A 16,361-nucleotide genomic window follows, 5' to 3' on the forward strand; every position below is an offset into this window, starting at 1 on the left:
CCGTATTTGTACTTTTATACTTAGAATAATGGAATAATTTTTTTTATGCTGCATAAATACAACAGAAGGATATGATAAAGTGGGTTGAGAAAATACTTCTGCTGTTTATTCAGTTTAAATTATTTATCATCCGGTTTTTTACGCCACAAAACAAGTAATTTGCCAATATGTTGCACCAGTTGAGCACCCAGTGTTTCACACAGGGCATCACAAATTTCAATACGTTCAGCACGATCATCGCCAAAAACACGGACTTTAATCAATTCGTGCGCTGTCAATGCGGCATCGGTTTCTTTGATGACCGAGTCGGTCAAGCCTTGTTGTCCAACCATAACGACAGGGTGGAGGTGGTGTGCTTGGGCTTTCAAGGCCAAAATTTCTTTGGTGCTTAATTTGTTGTCGCTCATATTAATAAGTATCCAATTCAAAAGAATAATGGCTATATTGTACGCGATTTAGAACATTTACGGGGGAAATAACGTACAATGCTGATTTTAACTTAAGCATTTCAAATCAAGATGGCTGTACGCTCAAAATCTTCAAAAGCATGGCTGCATGAGCACGTCAACGATCATTATGTCCATATGGCACAAAAGGACGGATATCGTGCCAGAGCGGCTTATAAATTATTGGAAATCAATCAAAAAGATAAATTAATCAAACCAGGTACGGTTTTGGCGGATTTGGGCAGCGCGCCGGGTAGTTGGTCGCAGGTGGCGGCCAAGCTGGTCGGTAAAACAGGGGCGGTGTTTGCTTTGGATATTTTACCGATGGATGCGATTGATGGTGTGTCGTTTATTCAGGGCGACTTTAGGGAAGATGCTGTTTTGGAACAGTTTGAAGCCTTATTGGATAATCGTCCGTTAGACCTTGTAATCTGCGATATAGCACCCAATATGTCAGGCAATGCCGTAACAGACCAGGCACGCAGTTTTTATTTGTGTGAACTGGCTTTGGATTTTGCCTCGCAGCATTTGAAACCCGGAGGCAGTTTTTTGGTGAAGGTGTTTCAAGGCGCGGGCTATCAGGAATATACGGCGGCAATGCGCGAAATTTTTGCCAGTGTACAAACTCGAAAGCCGGATGCTTCCCGCAATCGTTCCAGTGAGATTTACCTATTAGGCAAAAATAAACGCTGACAATGTAGGGTGGGTGCTTTAAAATTCTTTCCCTTGATTTTATTTATTTTGTAACCATGGAGCCTGTTCAGTGGGGAATACCATTAAAAACATATTAGTCTGGGTAGTGGGTGGTGCTATGCTTTTAGCAGCATTCAATGCACTCAGCGATAAGCAGGAAGATAAACAGCAAATCGAATATTCTCAATTTATTCAGCAAGTTAATAGTGGCGAAGTATCCAATGTCAATATTGAAGGATCTGTTGTCAGCGGCTATCTGATTAAAGGTGAGCGCACCGATAAAACTGCCTTCTATACCAATGCGCCTTTGGATGACAACTTGGTTAAAACACTGTTGGATAACAAAGTACGCGTCAAAGTGACTCCGGAAGAAAAACCAAGCATGCTGGCCAGTCTGTTTTACAGCCTGCTGCCTGTTTTGTTGTTGATCGGTGCATGGTTCTACTTCATGCGCATGCAAAGCGGCGGTGGCGGTAAAGGCGGCGCCTTCTCTTTTGGTAAAAGCCGTGCGCGTTTGTTGGATAAAGATTCCAATAAAGTGACTTTTGCCGATGTTGCCGGTTGTGATGAGGCAAAAGAAGAAGTACAAGAAATCGTAGATTATTTAAAAGCCCCCAATCGTTACCAAAGCTTAGGCGGTCGTGTGCCGCGTGGTATTTTGTTGGCTGGTAGCCCTGGTACGGGTAAAACATTGCTGGCCAAAGCGATTGCTGGTGAGGCAGGGGTGCCATTCTTCAGTATCTCAGGTTCTGACTTCGTAGAAATGTTTGTCGGTGTCGGTGCGAGCCGTGTCCGCGATATGTTCGAGCAGGCCAAGAAAAACGCTCCATGTATCATCTTTATTGATGAAATTGATGCGGTCGGCCGTCAGCGTGGTGCCGGTTTGGGCGGTGGCAATGATGAGCGTGAGCAAACATTAAACCAATTATTGGTTGAAATGGATGGTTTTGAAAGCAACCAAACTGTTATTGTGATCGCAGCAACCAACCGTCCTGATGTACTTGACCCTGCGTTGCAGCGTCCGGGCCGTTTTGACCGTCAAGTCGTTGTTCCATTGCCTGATATTCGTGGCCGTGAGCAAATCTTAAAAGTACACGCTAAAAAAGTACCTTTGGATGCCTCCGTAGATTTGACTTCTTTGGCTCGTGGTACACCTGGTTTTTCAGGTGCGGATTTGGCAAACTTGGTCAATGAAGCAGCTTTGTTTGCCGGCCGTCGCAATAAAGTTAAAGTTGATCAAAGCGACTTTGAAGATGCGAAAGACAAAATCTACATGGGTCCGGAACGTCGCAGCATGGTGATGCACGAAGATGAAAAACGTGCAACAGCCTATCATGAGGCCGGTCATGCAATCGTAGCGGAAAGCCTGCCGTTTACCGATCCGGTTCACAAAGTAACGATTATGCCTCGTGGCCGTGCATTGGGTTTGACTTGGCAACTGCCTGAGCGTGACCGCATCAGTATGTACAAAGACCAAATGCTGAGCCAGCTCTCAATCTTGTTTGGTGGCCGTATTGCTGAAGATATTTTTATTGGCCGTATTTCTACCGGTGCATCTAACGACTTCGAGCGTGCAACTCAAATGGCACGCGAGATGGTAACGCGTTATGGTATGAGCGACAAAATGGGTGTGATGGTTTATGCTGAGAACGAAGGTGAAGTATTCTTGGGTCGTAGCGTAACCCGTTCTCAAAATATTTCCGAGAAAACCCAACAAGATATCGATGCGGAAATCCGCCGTATTTTAGAAGAGCAATACCAAGTGGCTTACAAAATCTTGGATGAAAGTCGTGATAAGATGGAAACCATGTGCAGGGCACTGATGGATTGGGAAACCATCGATCGAGACCAAGTTTTGGAAATTATGGCTGGTAAACAGCCTAGTCCGCCTAAGGATTACAGCCACAATGTCCGCGATGACAAAGTAGAAGAGCCTGAAGCTCCTGTTGCTGAAGCTGTTGAACCTGTTGAGCAAAATGAGGTTCAGAATACTGAGTCAGTAGAAGCAGACAAAACAGATAAATCTGTATAAGGTTTGAAACAGAAAACGGTAGCTTTTAAGCTACCGTTTTTATTTTGAAGATAAGCTAAAGGCCGTCTGAAAAGCTTCAGACGGCCTGATTTTATTTGGTTAATTACAAAACAGCCAAAGCAGCTTCGTAGTCAGGCTCGTTCGCAATTTCAGATACCAGCTCAGCGTGGAGAACTTGGTTTTGCTCATTCAAAACCACCACTGCACGGGCAGTTAGGCCGCGTAATGGGCTTTCTGTCAGTGTAACACCGTAATCGTTAGAAAAGCTGCTGCGGAATGTAGAAAGTGTCACTACATTTTCCAAACTTTCTGCGCCGCAGAAACGTGCTTGTGCAAACGGTAAATCGGCAGAAATGCACAAGACGACGGTATTGTCCAAAGACGAGGCACGTTTGTTGAAAGTGCGGACGGATTGGGCGCATACGCCAGTGTCAATGCTGGGGAAAATATTCAGCACTTTGCGTTTGCCTGCAAAGTCAACCAATGATTTCTCAGATAGGTCCGCCGCTACCAATGTGAAATCAGGTGCAACTTGGCCGATGGCAGGCAAATTGCCGTTTGTAGAAATAGGTGAGCCTTGGAAAGTAACTTGGGCCATGATTCAGTCCTTGTGTCAGGGGGAAAATAGGATGGTCAGGAGTTTAGTAATGACGGCGACGGAAATAGAACATGCCTTCGCTGTCAATTTCTAAAATATAGCGGCCGTTTTGTACGGCGGCATAGCCGCTTTTTCCTTCGGTATAAGGCTGCAAAGCAGCGTGTGAAATCAGATAGTCGGTCAGTTTGCTGCCGTCTTGGGCAATATTGTCCACCATTTTTGCAAAGGCAGTGTGGCAGACGCCGTTGGCTGACCAGCCGACTGAAACGCCTTTTTCATTTTTTTCCATGCATTGGCCGCTGATGACTTCTAAGTCGGTAGGGTGCTTGCCAAGCAGATTAATGACACCACCCTCTATGCCGTTAATCGGATAGGTGCGTTGTTTCTTACCTTCTTTGGTTTCGCCTTCTTGAGCTGTGCCCAAATCCAAACCGGCTATGGCTTGTTCATCGATGTATTTGACTTTGAAGGTAGGCTTGGGCGCTTTGCCTGAAGCAGCATCATTGGCTGCAGTATCTTCAGATTTACCGCCACAGGCAGCCAATGAAAGGCTGAGCAAGATAAGGGGGAAGGTTTTTTTCATATGAGAAACCCTAGAAAACGATTATATTTCAAATGATAAACGATATTATGGCCGTCTGAAATATTCAGACGGCCTTACTATTATTATTTCAACGGACGAATACCTACCGCATCGCGTACTTTATCCAACAATTCGCGTGCTTCTTTACGCGCTTTTTGTGCGCCGGCCTGCAAAATGTCTTCAATTTGAGAGGGTTTGGCTGTCAACTCATTGTAACGCTCGCGGGGTTCTGCGAGTTCGGCATTGATTTTTGCACCTAAGAGTTTCTTAGCCTCACCCCAAGCAAGGCCTTCGGCCAGCATTTGCGTGAACTCGGCAGTTTCAGACGGCGTGGAGAAGGCTTTGTAGATTTCAAACAGAGGACTTTCATCAGGCTGTTTCGGCTCGCCGGGTTCTTTCATATTGGTGATGATTTTGTTGACCGATTTTTGGGTTTTCTTGTCGTTTTCCCAAAGCGGAATGGTATTGCCGTAGGATTTGGACATTTTTCGTCCGTCCAAGCCGACCAAGAGTTCGACATTTTCGTCAATTTTTACTTCAGGCAAGGTGAAGAGTTCTTGGAAGCGGTGATTGAAGCGACCGGCAATATCGCGTGCCATTTCAACGTGTTGGATTTGGTCGCGACCGACTGGAACTTCATGGGCATTGAACATAAGGATGTCGGCAGTCATGAGGATAGGGTAGCTGTACAGGCCCATTTCCACGCCGTGATCTGGATCTTCCTGACCGTTTTCGGTATTTGCCTGTACTGCAGCTTTATAAGCGTGGGCACGGTTCATCAAGCCTTTTGCAGTGATACAGGTCAGAATCCAGTTCAATTCCATTACTTCGGGAATATCGCTTTGACGGTAGAAAGTGGTCTGTTCCGGATTGAGTCCGCAGGCGAGCCATGTGGCAGCAACAGCTTGAGTAGATTGATGAATCATTTCCGGCTCATGACATTTGATGATGCCGTGATAGTCGGCCAAAAAGAGGAATGATTCGGTATTGGAATCTTGCGCCGCGCGGATGGCCGGGCGGATGGCACCGACGTAGTTGCCCAAGTGGGGAATACCTGTTGTGGTAACGCCTGTTAAAACTCGTTTTTTGCTCATGAAAGTATCCTTCGGCACAAAGGCCGTCTGAAAATAAATATGGTGCCGATTATACCTGATTATTCTTGATTTTTCAGACGGCCTTTTGAGTAAAGAGTAGATGGATAATAAAAGTTATGCACATAAAATCATAGAAATAAAACGTTATAAAACAATAATATAGTAAAAATTGTTGATTAATGGGATAAATGGCTCTTGAGTTATCCACATTTGCGCTTATATAGGCTCTAACAGAATATATTTGAAGAGGAACTTAAAATGAGATTTGATAAATTGACTGCCAAATTTCAGCAAGCTCTGCAAGAAGGTCAAAGTCTGGCTTTGGCTGCGGACAGCAGCTACCTAGAGGCAGGCTTTATCTTAAAAGCGTTGCTTGACGATCAAAACAGTGGTACTGCTGCGTTACTGGCTCATGCAGGTGTGAATGTGCCTCAAGTAAAACAACGTTTGCAGCAACATTTGAGCAGCTTGCCAAAAGTATCCGGTCAAGGTGGCGATATTATGCCTAGCCGTGAGCTGCAAGCTGTATTGAACTTGATGGACAAGGCTGCGACCAAACGTGGCGATGCCTATATCGCCAGCGAACTTTTCCTGCTGGCTTTGGTTCAGCAGAATGATGCGACCGGCAAAATTTTGAAAGAAGCCGGTGCAACCGAACAAAATATCAATGCCGCGATTGATGCGGTACGAGGAGGACAAAACGTGAACGATGCGAATGCCGAAGACCAACGCGATGCTTTGAAAAAATACACACTTGACCTGACTCAACGCGCCCGAGACGGTAAGCTCGACCCTGTTATCGGCCGCGATGATGAAATCCGTCGTGCAATTCAGGTATTGCAACGCCGTACCAAAAATAACCCTGTGCTGATTGGTGAACCTGGTGTGGGTAAAACCGCTATTGTTGAAGGCCTGGCGCAACGTATTGTTAACGGCGAAGTGCCTGAATCCCTACGTAACAAACGCCTTTTGGTTCTGGACTTGGCGGCTTTGATTGCCGGCGCGAAATACCGTGGCGAATTTGAAGAACGCTTGAAAGGCGTTTTGAACGACTTGGCTAAAGATGATGGTAACACTTTGATTTTCATTGACGAAATCCATACTTTGGTTGGTGCAGGTAAAACCGACGGTGCGATGGACGCAGGTAATATGTTGAAACCGGCCTTGGCACGCGGCGAACTGCACTGCATAGGCGCGACTACTTTGGACGAATATCGTCAGTACATCGAGAAAGATGCGGCACTCGAACGCCGCTTCCAAAAAGTATTGGTCGGCGAGCCCAGCGTGGAAGACACCATCGCTATTTTGCGCGGTTTGCAAGAGCGTTATGAAATCCACCACGGTATCGATATTACCGACCCTGCTATCGTTGCCGCAGCGGAGTTGAGCGACCGTTATATTACCGACCGCTTCCTGCCTGATAAAGCGATTGATTTGATCGACGAAGCAGCCAGCCGCATCAAAATGGAGCTGGATAGCAAACCTGAGCAAATGGATAAACTTGACCGTCGCATTATCCAGCTCAAAATGGAAAAAATGCACGTTGCCAAAGAAAGCGATGACGCCAGCAAAAAACGTTTGGAACTGATAGACGAAGAAATTGACGGCCTGCAAAAAGAATACGCCGATTTGGACGAAATCTGGAAAGCCGAAAAAGCGGCGTCTTCCAGTACCGCCGACATCAAGAAACAGATGGACGACATCAAAGTCAAAATCGAGCAGGCCAAACGCCAAGGCGATTTTGCCCGTGCGTCCGAACTCGAATACGGTGAGTTGCCGAAATTGGGCGCACAGTTGCAAGCTGCGGAAAGTAACCCCGACGGCAAAAAACAAAACAAACTCTTCCGTACCGAAGTTGGTGCGGACGAAGTGGCCGAAATCGTTTCCCGTATGACCGGCATTCCTGTGTCAAAAATGATGGAAGGTGAACGCGATAAGCTGCTGAAGATGGAAGAAGTATTACACCGCCGCGTGGTTGGTCAAGACGAAGCCGTGCGTGCTGTGTCCGACGCTATCCGCCGTAGCCGTTCTGGTTTGGCCGATCCGAATAAACCTTATGGCAGCTTCTTGTTCTTAGGCCCGACCGGTGTGGGTAAGACCGAATTGTGTAAGGCATTGGCAGGCTTCCTGTTTGACAGCGAAGATCATCTGATTCGTATCGATATGTCCGAATACATGGAAAAACATGCTGTTGCCCGCTTAATCGGTGCTCCTCCCGGCTATGTTGGCTACGAAGAGGGCGGTTACCTGACCGAACAAGTCCGCCGCAAACCGTACAGCGTGATTCTTTTGGACGAAGTGGAAAAAGCCCATCCCGACGTGTTCAACATCCTGTTGCAAGTTTTGGATGACGGCCGTTTGACCGATGGACAAGGCCGCACTGTGGACTTCAAAAATACCGTTATCGTGATGACTTCTAATATTGGTAGCCAACATATCCAACAAATGGGTACTCAAGACTATGAAGCGGTGAAAGAAGTTGTGATGGAGGATGTGAAAGAACATTTCCGTCCTGAAATGATCAACCGTATTGACGAAGTAGTCGTGTTCCATGGTTTGGATCAGGCCAATATCCGCAGCATTGCGAAAATCCAGCTTAAAGGTTTGGAAAAACGTTTGGAAGTGCAACATCTGCATCTGAAAGTCGATGATGCTGCCTTGGATCTGATTGCCGAAGCCGGTTTTGATCCTGTGTATGGTGCCCGTCCGCTCAAACGCGCCATCCAGTCAGAAATCGAAAATGCGCTGGCAAAAGCATTGCTTGAAGGCAAATATGCACCTGATAGCACAATCCATGTTAAAGAAGAGGGTGGTAAGCTCTTGTTTGCATAGGATTTAAACAATGTAGTATGTTGTTGTAAAAGGCCGTCTGAAAGAATTCAGACGGCCTTTCTTAGTTATTGATTCACATCATATATTTATTATGTAATTTGATTATTCATTGAATTTTAGAGAATATTAATTGAAAATCTTGTGACATGGGTTGATAAAGAATACGATATAATTCGACCTGTTTGCCGAGGTTCTTGCTAAATATCTCATTTTATGTAATAATGCTACAATGCAGAAACTGACTAATCAAAATCTTCACATTATTTTGTCGGAACGCTTAAATGATACCGACTTTGTTCTTATTCTCAATGCATTAATCAAATTTTTGCGCCGAGGAGGTAAAAAACAGGCTTCCGAACGTTTCGATTTGATTTTATCTACTTTAAAACAAGACGATGCTTTATGCCGTCAATTCAGCCTGCGCTTTTATACTTGGCTGTCTAAAGTTCACATTTATCCTGCGCTGATTAAACTGGGTATTTTCTCGCGCCATAGTTTTACCCGGGAAATGGGCATACGGATTTATGAGCGGTTCAGTCCGTCTTATAAAGATTTTTCCAACTTGCGCGAAGTGTTTTTATATCTTTTTCATTCTGAAAACGATGATAAATGGTTGCAAACACTGAGTTTGCGACAATGGTTGAGCATGTATGAATTGTTGCAGGGTAAGGCGGATCCTGCTTTGCTTCAGACGGCCAGCCGACAGTTGGCGGATGCCCGTTTGCGAGCGGTAGAAATGCTGTCTATTTGGATTGCTTCCGAAGCGATTGAGCCAGATTTAATACGGATTGCCCCCCGTTTGTTGGAAGCGGATTCTGCATTTGTCGCTTTACAGCGCGAAATTGCGAAGATGGTGGAACACTATCGCCATAGCGAAGAAGCTTATGACACGGCGCATTTGGAGGTTATGTTTGACCAGTGTGAAAAGCAAATTGACTATTTGCGCCGTCGTGGTACCGGAGCCGGGTCTGGTTCGTCAGTAAAAGTTGCCCACTTGCTCGAACGCCTGCAACAAACCATAGACCGCCTGAAATTGTTGACCAATATTCAAATCGAAACTAGCCGTACCCGCTTAACTGTCAATCTGATGAATGCGATGATTTATGCGGCGGTGGAGCAATACAGCACCAGCCACTTGCGTAAAAGCAGTATCCGAATGCTGGCACGCAGTATTACGGAAAACAAAAGTCATCATGGCGAGCATTACATTACGCGCAACCGTAGCGAATATTTCAAAATGTTTTATTCCGCAGCGGGCGGTGGCGTAATTATTGCTTTGATGGCATTGAATAAAATCCATATTGCGTCTTTGGGGTTCGGCGAGTTTACGACTTCATTCCTTGCCGGACTTAACTACGGCTTAGGCTTTATGCTGATTCATATGCTGCACTGCACTGTTGCGACCAAGCAGCCAGCCATGACGGCGGCGAGCTTTGCCGAGCAGGTGGACTCAAATGAAGGTAGCAAAGCGGTGGACAATAAATTGGCAAAACTGCTGATTGATGTGTGCCGTTCGCAAAGTGTTGCCGTGTTTGGCAATGTATCGATTGCCATATTGTTGGCGGCGGGGATCGCTTGGGGTTATGCCTACACGCATGGTCAGCCTTTATTAAACGAGGCGGTTACAGCCTACCAGCTTAAATCTATTGAGATTTTTACTCAGCCGACCTTATGGTATGCCGCTATTGCCGGTGTATGGTTATTTTGTTCGGGTATTATTGCCGGCTTTTTTGACAATCGTTCCGATTATCTAAACCTGCGTCAGCGCCTGCCGTTTAATCCGTTGTTACGAAAAATCATGCGTCCGGAGCCACGCCGCCGTTTGGCCGCTTATATTCATAAGCATTACGGCTCGCTTATGGGCAATTTTATTTTCGGTATGCTTTTGGGGATGACCGGCTATTTCGGCCATCTTTTCGGCTTGCCGCTGGATATTCGTCATGTAGCGTTCTCTTCGGCAAATTTGGGTTATGCCGCGATTAGCGATCATGTAGATATATTCACTTTTATGCTTGGCTTGGCAAGTGTATTGGCAATCGGCATGGTGAATCTGGTGGTCAGCTTTTCTTTGGCTTTGGCTGTTGCGCTTCGTTCACGCGGCACGCGTTTGGGCAGTATGCGTAATCTGCTGAAAAGCTTCTGGAGTCAAGTTAAAGCCAATCCTTTGATTTTGCTGTATCCGGTTCAAGTGAATAACAAAGAAAACACGAAGTAAGATTGAAGAAAGGCCGTCTGAATATATACTTTTCAGACGGCCTTTTAATTTAAAAACTATAAAGATTAGGCTTGCAGAGAGGCGCGGTTTTCCAAAACTTGGTCAATCAAACCATATTTTTTAGCTTCATCGGCAGACATATAATTGTCGCGGTCGGTATCGCGTTCCAAGTCGGCCAAATCGCGATCACAATGTTTAGCGAGTAAGCGGTTCAGTTTCTCTTTGATTTTCAGCAGCTCTTTAGCGTGAATTTCAATATCGGAAGCCTGACCGGCCAAGCCGCCGCTGATGAGCGGTTGGTGAATCATGATGCGGCTGTTTGGCAGGGCAAAGCGTTTGCCTTTTTCGCCTGCGGACAACAGGAATGCGCCCATGCTTGCCGCTTGGCCCAAGCATAAAGTAGAAACATGCGGCTTGATGAAGTTCATGGTGTCGTAAATCGACATACCGGCAGTAACCGAACCGCCCGGAGAGTTGATATAGAAGAAGATATCTTTATCAGGGTTTTCACTTTCCAAGAACAGTAATTGCGCAACAACCAAGTTGGCAGATTCGTCTGTCACCGGGCCAATCAAGAAAACGATGCGCTCTTTCAAAAGGCGTGAGTAGATGTCGAATGCGCGCTCGCCGCGACCGCTTTGTTCGATAACGGTAGGGACAAGGTAATTATTGAAATCGAAGGACATTTTTGTCTCCTGTTAATGATGGAAAAGCACCAAAGCCATTTAAAGCGCTTCGGTGCTTTTGATTGTCTGTTTCAGACGGCCTTAGAGCAATTAAGCTTGTGCGCCCATTACTTCGTCAAAAGACAGCGCTTTTTCAGTTACTTTAGCTTTGCTCAGAACGAAATCAACAACGTTGCTTTCTACTGCCAAAGAAGTCGGGCCTTGCAGGCGGGAAGGCTCTGCGTAGTACCAGTCGATAACTTCTTGAGGGTCTTCGTAGCTCTCAGCGAAGTTGGCAACAACGGCTTTGATCTGGTCTTCAGTTGGCTCAAGTTTGTTTTCTTCAACCAATTTAGCCAAAATCAGACCTAAAGCAACGCGGCGTTCTGCTTGTTCTTTGAACATATCCAAAGGCAGATCTAAGTTGGCAGCGTCAGCCATACCTTGGTTAACGAAGTTTTGTTTCATTTCGTTTGCCAAGCGGGCGGCTTCTTCGTTGACTAAAGCAACAGGAACTTGCAAATCGGCTGCCTTGAGCAGGGCGTTCATTACAGATTCTTTAGTTTGTTCACCGATGCGGCGCTCAACTTCGCGGCCGACGTTTTTCTTCACTTCTTCACGCATTTTGGCAACGTCGCCGTCTTCAATACCCAGTGCTTTAGCAAAGTCAGCGTCAACTTCAGGCAAAGTAGCTTCAGAAACGTTGTTCAATGTGATGGTGAATACGGCAGATTTACCGGCAACATCTTTACCGTGGTAGTCTTCAGGGAAGTTTACGGTAACATCTTTGCTTTCGCCGGCTTTCATGCCGACAACACCGGCTTCGAATTCAGGCAACATTTGACCTGCACCCAATACGAAAGCGTAGTTTTTAGATGCGCCGCCGGCGAAAGGTTCGCCGTCGATTTTGCCTTCGAAGTCGATGATGACGCGGTCGCCGTTTTGGGCTTCGCGGTCAACATGGTTGAAGCGGGTGCGTTGTTTACGCAGGATTTCTACAGTTTGGTCAACTTCGGCATCGCCAACGGTTGCAGTTACTTTTTCTACTTCTTGGGCAGACAGATCGCCGATGGTTACTTCGGGGAAGACTTCAAAAATAGCGGCAACTTTGAAAGACTCTTGATCGTCTTGTTCTTCAACGCCTTCAAAGCGTGGGTAACCGGCAACTTTCAATTCTTGAGCGACAGCAACTTCGTAGAATTCGCGTTGTACCAATTCGTTGATAACGTCGTTTTGTGCGCTTGCGCCGTACATTTGGGCAATCATTTTGAACGGTGCTTTACCCGGACGGAAGCCGTCAACTTTTGCACGGCGTTGGGTTTGTTTCAGTTTTTTCTCAGTTTCTGCGTTGATTTTGGACCAAGGCAGAGACAATACTACTTTGCGTTCCAGATTTTCTAAAGTTTCAACAGTTACGCTCATCGTAAGCCCTTAAATTTGTTGTGTTTAAACGGTTATCCTTCTGCTCAGTATTCCGAAGAATTTCGGAAGCGTGCATAAGGTCAAAATTTAGCTGCTTAGTATAACACAATGTTTCACGAATAACATAAAAAGGCCGTCTGAAAAGTAGGAAATTCTTTTCAGACGGCCTTTGTGTTTCGATATTGTTGTTTTTTACAGCTGGTCTTTTTGAGCCAGAATTCGTCGGCTGCCGTTGATGTCTGCCGGAGAGAGAACACCGGCATTTTCAAGCGCATCTATTAAATTGGCGGCACGGTTGTAGCCGATGCGTAATTGGCGTTGCAGGGCGGAAATGGAAGTCTTGCGGCTTTCTAATACGAAGGCAACGGCTTGATCGAATAGCTCATCGCTGTTTGCGTTCGGATTAACAATATTGGTGGTTTCGATGGCTGCTTCGCCACTGAGCAGGCCTTCCACATAATTGGTCGGAGCCTGTTTTTTGACGAAATTGACGACTTGATGTACTTCATCATCGGAAACAAATGCACCTTGCAGGCGTGTCGGTTCTGCGCTGCCCGGTTGCAGGAATAACGAGTCGCCGTATTTGAGCAATTCGTCTGCACCCATTTGGTCAAGAATGGTGCGGCTGTCGATTTTGCTTTGTACGGTAAAGGCCATGCGTGTCGGGATATTGGCTTTAATCAGGCCGGTAACTACATCAACGCTTGGGCGTTGGGTGGCGACAATCATGTGAATGCCTGCAGCACGTGCTTTTTGGGCAAGGCGTGCGATTTGCTGCTCGACGGATTTGCGTTCAGTCATCATCAAGTCTGCCAACTCGTCGATGACGACTACAATCAACGGCAGTTTTTCCAGAGGCTCGGGATCATCAGGATTTAAGCTGAACGGATTGAGTAATGGTTTGCCTGCTGCTTTGGCTTGTTCGACTTTTTGGTTGAAACCGTCCAGATTGCGCACGCCGGCATGGGAAAGCAGGCGATAGCGTTTTTCCATTTCGGCAACACACCAGTTCAATGCTTGTCCGGCCTCGCGCATATCGGTCACAACCGGGCAGAGCAGGTGCGGAATGCCGTCGTAAATGCTCAATTCAAGCATTTTCGGGTCAATCATAATGAAGCGGACTTCGTCAGGAGTGGCTTTGAAGAGCATGGACATAATCATGCCGTTCACACCGACGGATTTACCTGAGCCAGTCATACCTGCAACCAAAAGATGCGGCATTTTTGCCAAGTCGCCGACAACGGGTGTCCCTGCAATATCTTTACCCAAAGCAACGGTCAGTTTGGACTTGGCGTCGGTAAACACGGATGAAGAGAGGATTTCGCTCAACATCACGTCTTGGCGTTTCTCATTGGGCAATTCAATGCCCATGGTGTTTTTACCGGCAATAGTTTCTACGATGCGTACCGCTTGCAGAGACATCGAGCGCGCCAAATCTTTGGACAGGGCGACAATTTGACTGCCTTTGACACCTTGTGCCGGTTCGATTTCGTAGCGGGTAATCACGGGGCCGGAAGTGGCGGAAACAACCTGTACGCCGATGCCGAATTCAGCCAGCTTGGCTTCAATCAATTCTGCGGTCTGTTGCAATTCATCCGGATTGACGGCAACCGGTTCTTCAGACGGCATACGCAACAGGTTCATGTTGGGTTTGTGGTATTCGCCGTTGTTTTTAGGTTCTGTATCGTCAAACAGGGAAGTTTGGATTTTAGGGGGCGGCGCAACGGATACGGCAACAGTTTTACGGTTGCTGCTGCTGCCTGCCAACGGAGCAACCGGAGTGGCGGTAATGGTTTTGGCCTCTTTAACCATGCGGCGCGTATTTTGGGTTTCCAAAGCTTCGGTGCGGACATCTTCTTTTCTATTTTGGAATTGAGACAGTTTTTTCATCAGGCTGCCAAACAGGCCGCCCATATGGCTGCCGGATTTGGCCATGACTTCCAACCATGACACCTGAGCCAACAGGGAAATGGATAAAAGCAACATCACCAGCATAATCAACAGGCTGCCCGACTTACCCAACAGCCAAGCCAAGCCTGAACCTGCCAGCAAGCCGACCAAGCCGCCTGCGCCGACGGGAAGGGATTCGCTCAATGCATTGTCAAACAGGAAATGTTCGATAATCGGGCTGCACACCAGCAGGAGGAACAATGCCAAAGCGGCTACGCCGTGATTGTAGGGCTTGTGGTTTTCCTGCTTTTTCATGGGGCGGAAATTTTTGTAGAGGAAAACGCAAGAGGCGACTATCCACCACCAAAACGATAAGCCGAACAGATAATATCCGACATCGGAAAGATATGCGCCGAAGAGGCCGCCGAGGTTGGCGACATCGTTGCTTTTGGGAACGCTGCGCGACCATGCAGGGTCTTCCATGCTGAAGCTGGCTAGGGAAATGGCCAGATAAATGGTGATAACCAAGCCAAACAGCCATAAAGCATCATTAATCAAGTTAACGACATGCTCGGGACGCGCTTTTTTTTCTTCATTTTTTTGCAGCTCTTTGGCGGCTTTCAGGCGTTGGGAGACTTTATTGTCGGCTTGAGTTTGTGCTTTAGTGGATTTGCGTGTGGTCGGTTTGGCTGCCGGTTTGGTAGAGACGCGTTTTTTTGTTTGGGTTTTAGAAGATTTTGCAGTCATGAGATAAAGGCCGTCTGAAAAGACCGGGGGTAATGTGCGTAAAGGGCAAATTATACCGTATTTACTAGGCACAAGAAATTGAAACGGGCGTAATCATTATAGGATTCAGGCCGTCTGTATGGCGTGACGAAAATTTTGGAGTTCGTTTCCACCTGTTCAGACGGCCTGATGTTTTGATTGATTTGAACTTACATTCTGCCCAGTTCGCGTTGGAGGGCTTGAATGTTTTTCTCCCTATCCAAAACAGCACCTTGCAGCGTACTGATGGCCTGTTGATTGACGCTGCCGCCTTTGGCTGTCCGCGCTTGGCTCAATTGCTTTTTGGCATCGGCCAAAGCCGCGCGTTCATTCGATAACTCGGTTTCCAAAATAGAGCGGCGGCTGTTGACGCCGGAGGATTTGGGAACCGGAGGAGGAGCTGTTTCAGAAGCGGTGCGGACGGGGGCAGGTTTAGGCGTTGCTTTATGATTGGATTTTGCCGCCGTATTTTTGCTTTTTGCCGGAGCCGTTTGTGATGTCGGCGCGTTGAGTGTAGGTGCATCGCTGACCGGGGCGTCGTATCGGCTGCTGCTGTATTTGCCGACAATCGGCAAATCGTTGACGGCTTGGCAGTTGCCGCTTGGGCGCGAGGTATAGACGATCGAGCCGTTGACTTCACAGGTGTAGATTTTTGCGGCATAGGCTTGGCTGTTGAAAACGGCAAGCGGCAGCAGGGATAGGGTAAGCAGGTATTTTTTCATGATTCAGGTAGGGCTGATGCGTTGCAGTTGAGCATTTTATTCTTGTTCAGACGGCATGGGCTGCTGTTTTTTGGCTTTTGCACGGTTTTTGTTTTTGCTCGGTTTGTCGGCTTTTTTCTCTTGTTTATCGGATTTTCCCGCGCGTGCCTTTTTCTTAGGCTTTGCACTTGCACGGTCATCGGAGGCATTGAGGCTGCGGATGTTGAGGTGGTAACCGCTGCCTTGATGGCCGCTGATTTTAGGCAATTCGGCCTGTGCGCAGGAGGATTTGGGTTCGGAAGTATAGCTGCCGTTGCCGCAGGAATAAACTGCGGCGGCTGCGTGAAGAGAAATGCCCAAGAGGAAAGAGGATACGAGGAAGTATCCGGCTTGTTTGATGATTGAAGTCATGTTTTTCCGTATTG

General features: G+C 46.9%; 13 protein-coding genes. 4 read left to right on the forward strand and 9 right to left on the reverse strand.

The annotated features are described in order from the left end of the window. Positions 1 to 119 precede the first annotated feature (119 nt). Positions 120 to 407 (reverse strand): ribosome assembly RNA-binding protein YhbY, encoded by a 288-nt coding sequence (gene yhbY / locus HMPREF2871_RS10785; protein WP_049333825.1) that lies wholly within the window; start codon positions 405 to 407, stop codon positions 120 to 122. A 111-nt stretch (positions 408 to 518) separates the two neighbouring features. Between yhbY and HMPREF2871_RS10790 the strand changes: the two genes are divergently transcribed. Next, a complete protein-coding gene (locus HMPREF2871_RS10790; RefSeq protein WP_049336141.1) occupies positions 519 to 1,139 on the forward strand; it encodes an RlmE family RNA methyltransferase in 621 nt (206 codons plus the stop codon). 70 nt (positions 1,140 to 1,209) lie between these two features. Beyond that, positions 1,210 to 3,171, forward strand: a complete 1,962-nt coding sequence (ftsH, locus tag HMPREF2871_RS10795) for an ATP-dependent zinc metalloprotease FtsH (protein ID WP_004520612.1) — start codon at positions 1,210 to 1,212, stop codon at positions 3,169 to 3,171. A gap of 103 nt (positions 3,172 to 3,274) precedes the next feature. Here the strand turns inward: ftsH and tpx are convergent, their stop codons facing one another. From tpx to trpS, 3 genes are all read right to left on the reverse strand, one after another. Beyond that, positions 3,275 to 3,769 (reverse strand): thiol peroxidase, encoded by a 495-nt coding sequence (gene tpx, locus HMPREF2871_RS10800; RefSeq protein ID WP_049336138.1) that lies wholly within the window; start codon positions 3,767 to 3,769, stop codon positions 3,275 to 3,277. Between the two features lie 43 nt (positions 3,770 to 3,812). Continuing rightward, positions 3,813 to 4,352, reverse strand: coding sequence for a hypothetical protein (locus HMPREF2871_RS10805; RefSeq protein ID WP_049336136.1), 540 nt, complete (start codon positions 4,350 to 4,352; stop codon positions 3,813 to 3,815). An 83-nt stretch (positions 4,353 to 4,435) separates the two neighbouring features. Next, positions 4,436 to 5,446, reverse strand: a complete 1,011-nt coding sequence (gene trpS, locus HMPREF2871_RS10810) for a tryptophan--tRNA ligase (protein ID WP_004520609.1) — start codon at positions 5,444 to 5,446, stop codon at positions 4,436 to 4,438. 258 nt (positions 5,447 to 5,704) lie between these two features. Here trpS and clpB point away from each other — a divergent pair, with 258 nt between their 5' ends. Both clpB and HMPREF2871_RS10820 read left to right on the forward strand, forming a co-directional pair. Beyond that, positions 5,705 to 8,278, forward strand: coding sequence for an ATP-dependent chaperone ClpB (gene clpB, locus HMPREF2871_RS10815; protein ID WP_049336134.1), 2,574 nt, complete (start codon positions 5,705 to 5,707; stop codon positions 8,276 to 8,278). Between the two features lie 229 nt (positions 8,279 to 8,507). Then, on the forward strand, positions 8,508 to 10,493 hold the full coding sequence (locus HMPREF2871_RS10820) for a site-specific recombinase (RefSeq protein WP_049336132.1): 1,986 nt from the start codon (positions 8,508 to 8,510) through the stop codon (positions 10,491 to 10,493). Positions 10,494 to 10,558: 65 nt separating this feature from the next. Here HMPREF2871_RS10820 and clpP read toward each other — a convergent pair whose 3' ends face one another. From clpP to HMPREF2871_RS10845, 5 genes are all read right to left on the reverse strand, one after another. Further along, positions 10,559 to 11,179, reverse strand: coding sequence for an ATP-dependent Clp endopeptidase proteolytic subunit ClpP (gene clpP / locus HMPREF2871_RS10825; RefSeq protein ID WP_004520606.1), 621 nt, complete (start codon positions 11,177 to 11,179; stop codon positions 10,559 to 10,561). A gap of 90 nt (positions 11,180 to 11,269) precedes the next feature. Then, entirely contained in the window at positions 11,270 to 12,580 is a 1,311-nt protein-coding gene (gene tig / locus HMPREF2871_RS10830) for a trigger factor (RefSeq protein WP_004520605.1), read from the reverse strand. A 192-nt stretch (positions 12,581 to 12,772) separates the two neighbouring features. Then, positions 12,773 to 15,217: a DNA translocase FtsK gene (locus tag HMPREF2871_RS10835; RefSeq protein WP_049344807.1), complete on the reverse strand. Its 2,445-nt coding sequence runs from the start codon at positions 15,215 to 15,217 to the stop codon at positions 12,773 to 12,775. Between the two features lie 188 nt (positions 15,218 to 15,405). Continuing rightward, positions 15,406 to 15,957 (reverse strand): hypothetical protein, encoded by a 552-nt coding sequence (locus HMPREF2871_RS10840; protein ID WP_049344808.1) that lies wholly within the window; start codon positions 15,955 to 15,957, stop codon positions 15,406 to 15,408. Between the two features lie 36 nt (positions 15,958 to 15,993). Beyond that, entirely contained in the window at positions 15,994 to 16,347 is a 354-nt protein-coding gene (locus HMPREF2871_RS10845) for a hypothetical protein (RefSeq protein ID WP_049344809.1), read from the reverse strand. Positions 16,348 to 16,361: the final 14 nt, after the last annotated feature.

The organism is Neisseria sp. HMSC067G12, assembly GCF_001812725.1.
Classification (GTDB): domain Bacteria; phylum Pseudomonadota; class Gammaproteobacteria; order Burkholderiales; family Neisseriaceae; genus Neisseria; species Neisseria perflava.

What these genes read in the sequence shown, in the direction of transcription:
- yhbY (WP_049333825.1), bottom strand. Translation starts at nt 407, where the DNA reads ATGAGCGACAACAAATTAAGCACCAAAGAAATTTTGGCCTTGAAAGCC.
- HMPREF2871_RS10790 (WP_049336141.1), top strand. Translation starts at nt 519, where the DNA reads ATGGCTGTACGCTCAAAATCTTCAAAAGCATGGCTGCATGAGCACGTC.
- tpx (WP_049336138.1), bottom strand. Translation starts at nt 3,769, where the DNA reads ATGGCCCAAGTTACTTTCCAAGGCTCACCTATTTCTACAAACGGCAAT.
- HMPREF2871_RS10805 (WP_049336136.1), bottom strand. Translation starts at nt 4,352, where the DNA reads ATGAAAAAAACCTTCCCCCTTATCTTGCTCAGCCTTTCATTGGCTGCC.
- trpS (WP_004520609.1), bottom strand. Translation starts at nt 5,446, where the DNA reads ATGAGCAAAAAACGAGTTTTAACAGGCGTTACCACAACAGGTATTCCC.
- clpB (WP_049336134.1), top strand. Translation starts at nt 5,705, where the DNA reads ATGAGATTTGATAAATTGACTGCCAAATTTCAGCAAGCTCTGCAAGAA.
- HMPREF2871_RS10820 (WP_049336132.1), top strand. Translation starts at nt 8,508, where the DNA reads ATGCAGAAACTGACTAATCAAAATCTTCACATTATTTTGTCGGAACGC.
- clpP (WP_004520606.1), bottom strand. Translation starts at nt 11,179, where the DNA reads ATGTCCTTCGATTTCAATAATTACCTTGTCCCTACCGTTATCGAACAA.
- tig (WP_004520605.1), bottom strand. Translation starts at nt 12,580, where the DNA reads ATGAGCGTAACTGTTGAAACTTTAGAAAATCTGGAACGCAAAGTAGTA.
- HMPREF2871_RS10835 (WP_049344807.1), bottom strand. Translation starts at nt 15,217, where the DNA reads ATGACTGCAAAATCTTCTAAAACCCAAACAAAAAAACGCGTCTCTACC.
- HMPREF2871_RS10840 (WP_049344808.1), bottom strand. Translation starts at nt 15,957, where the DNA reads ATGAAAAAATACCTGCTTACCCTATCCCTGCTGCCGCTTGCCGTTTTC.
- HMPREF2871_RS10845 (WP_049344809.1), bottom strand. Translation starts at nt 16,347, where the DNA reads ATGACTTCAATCATCAAACAAGCCGGATACTTCCTCGTATCCTCTTTC.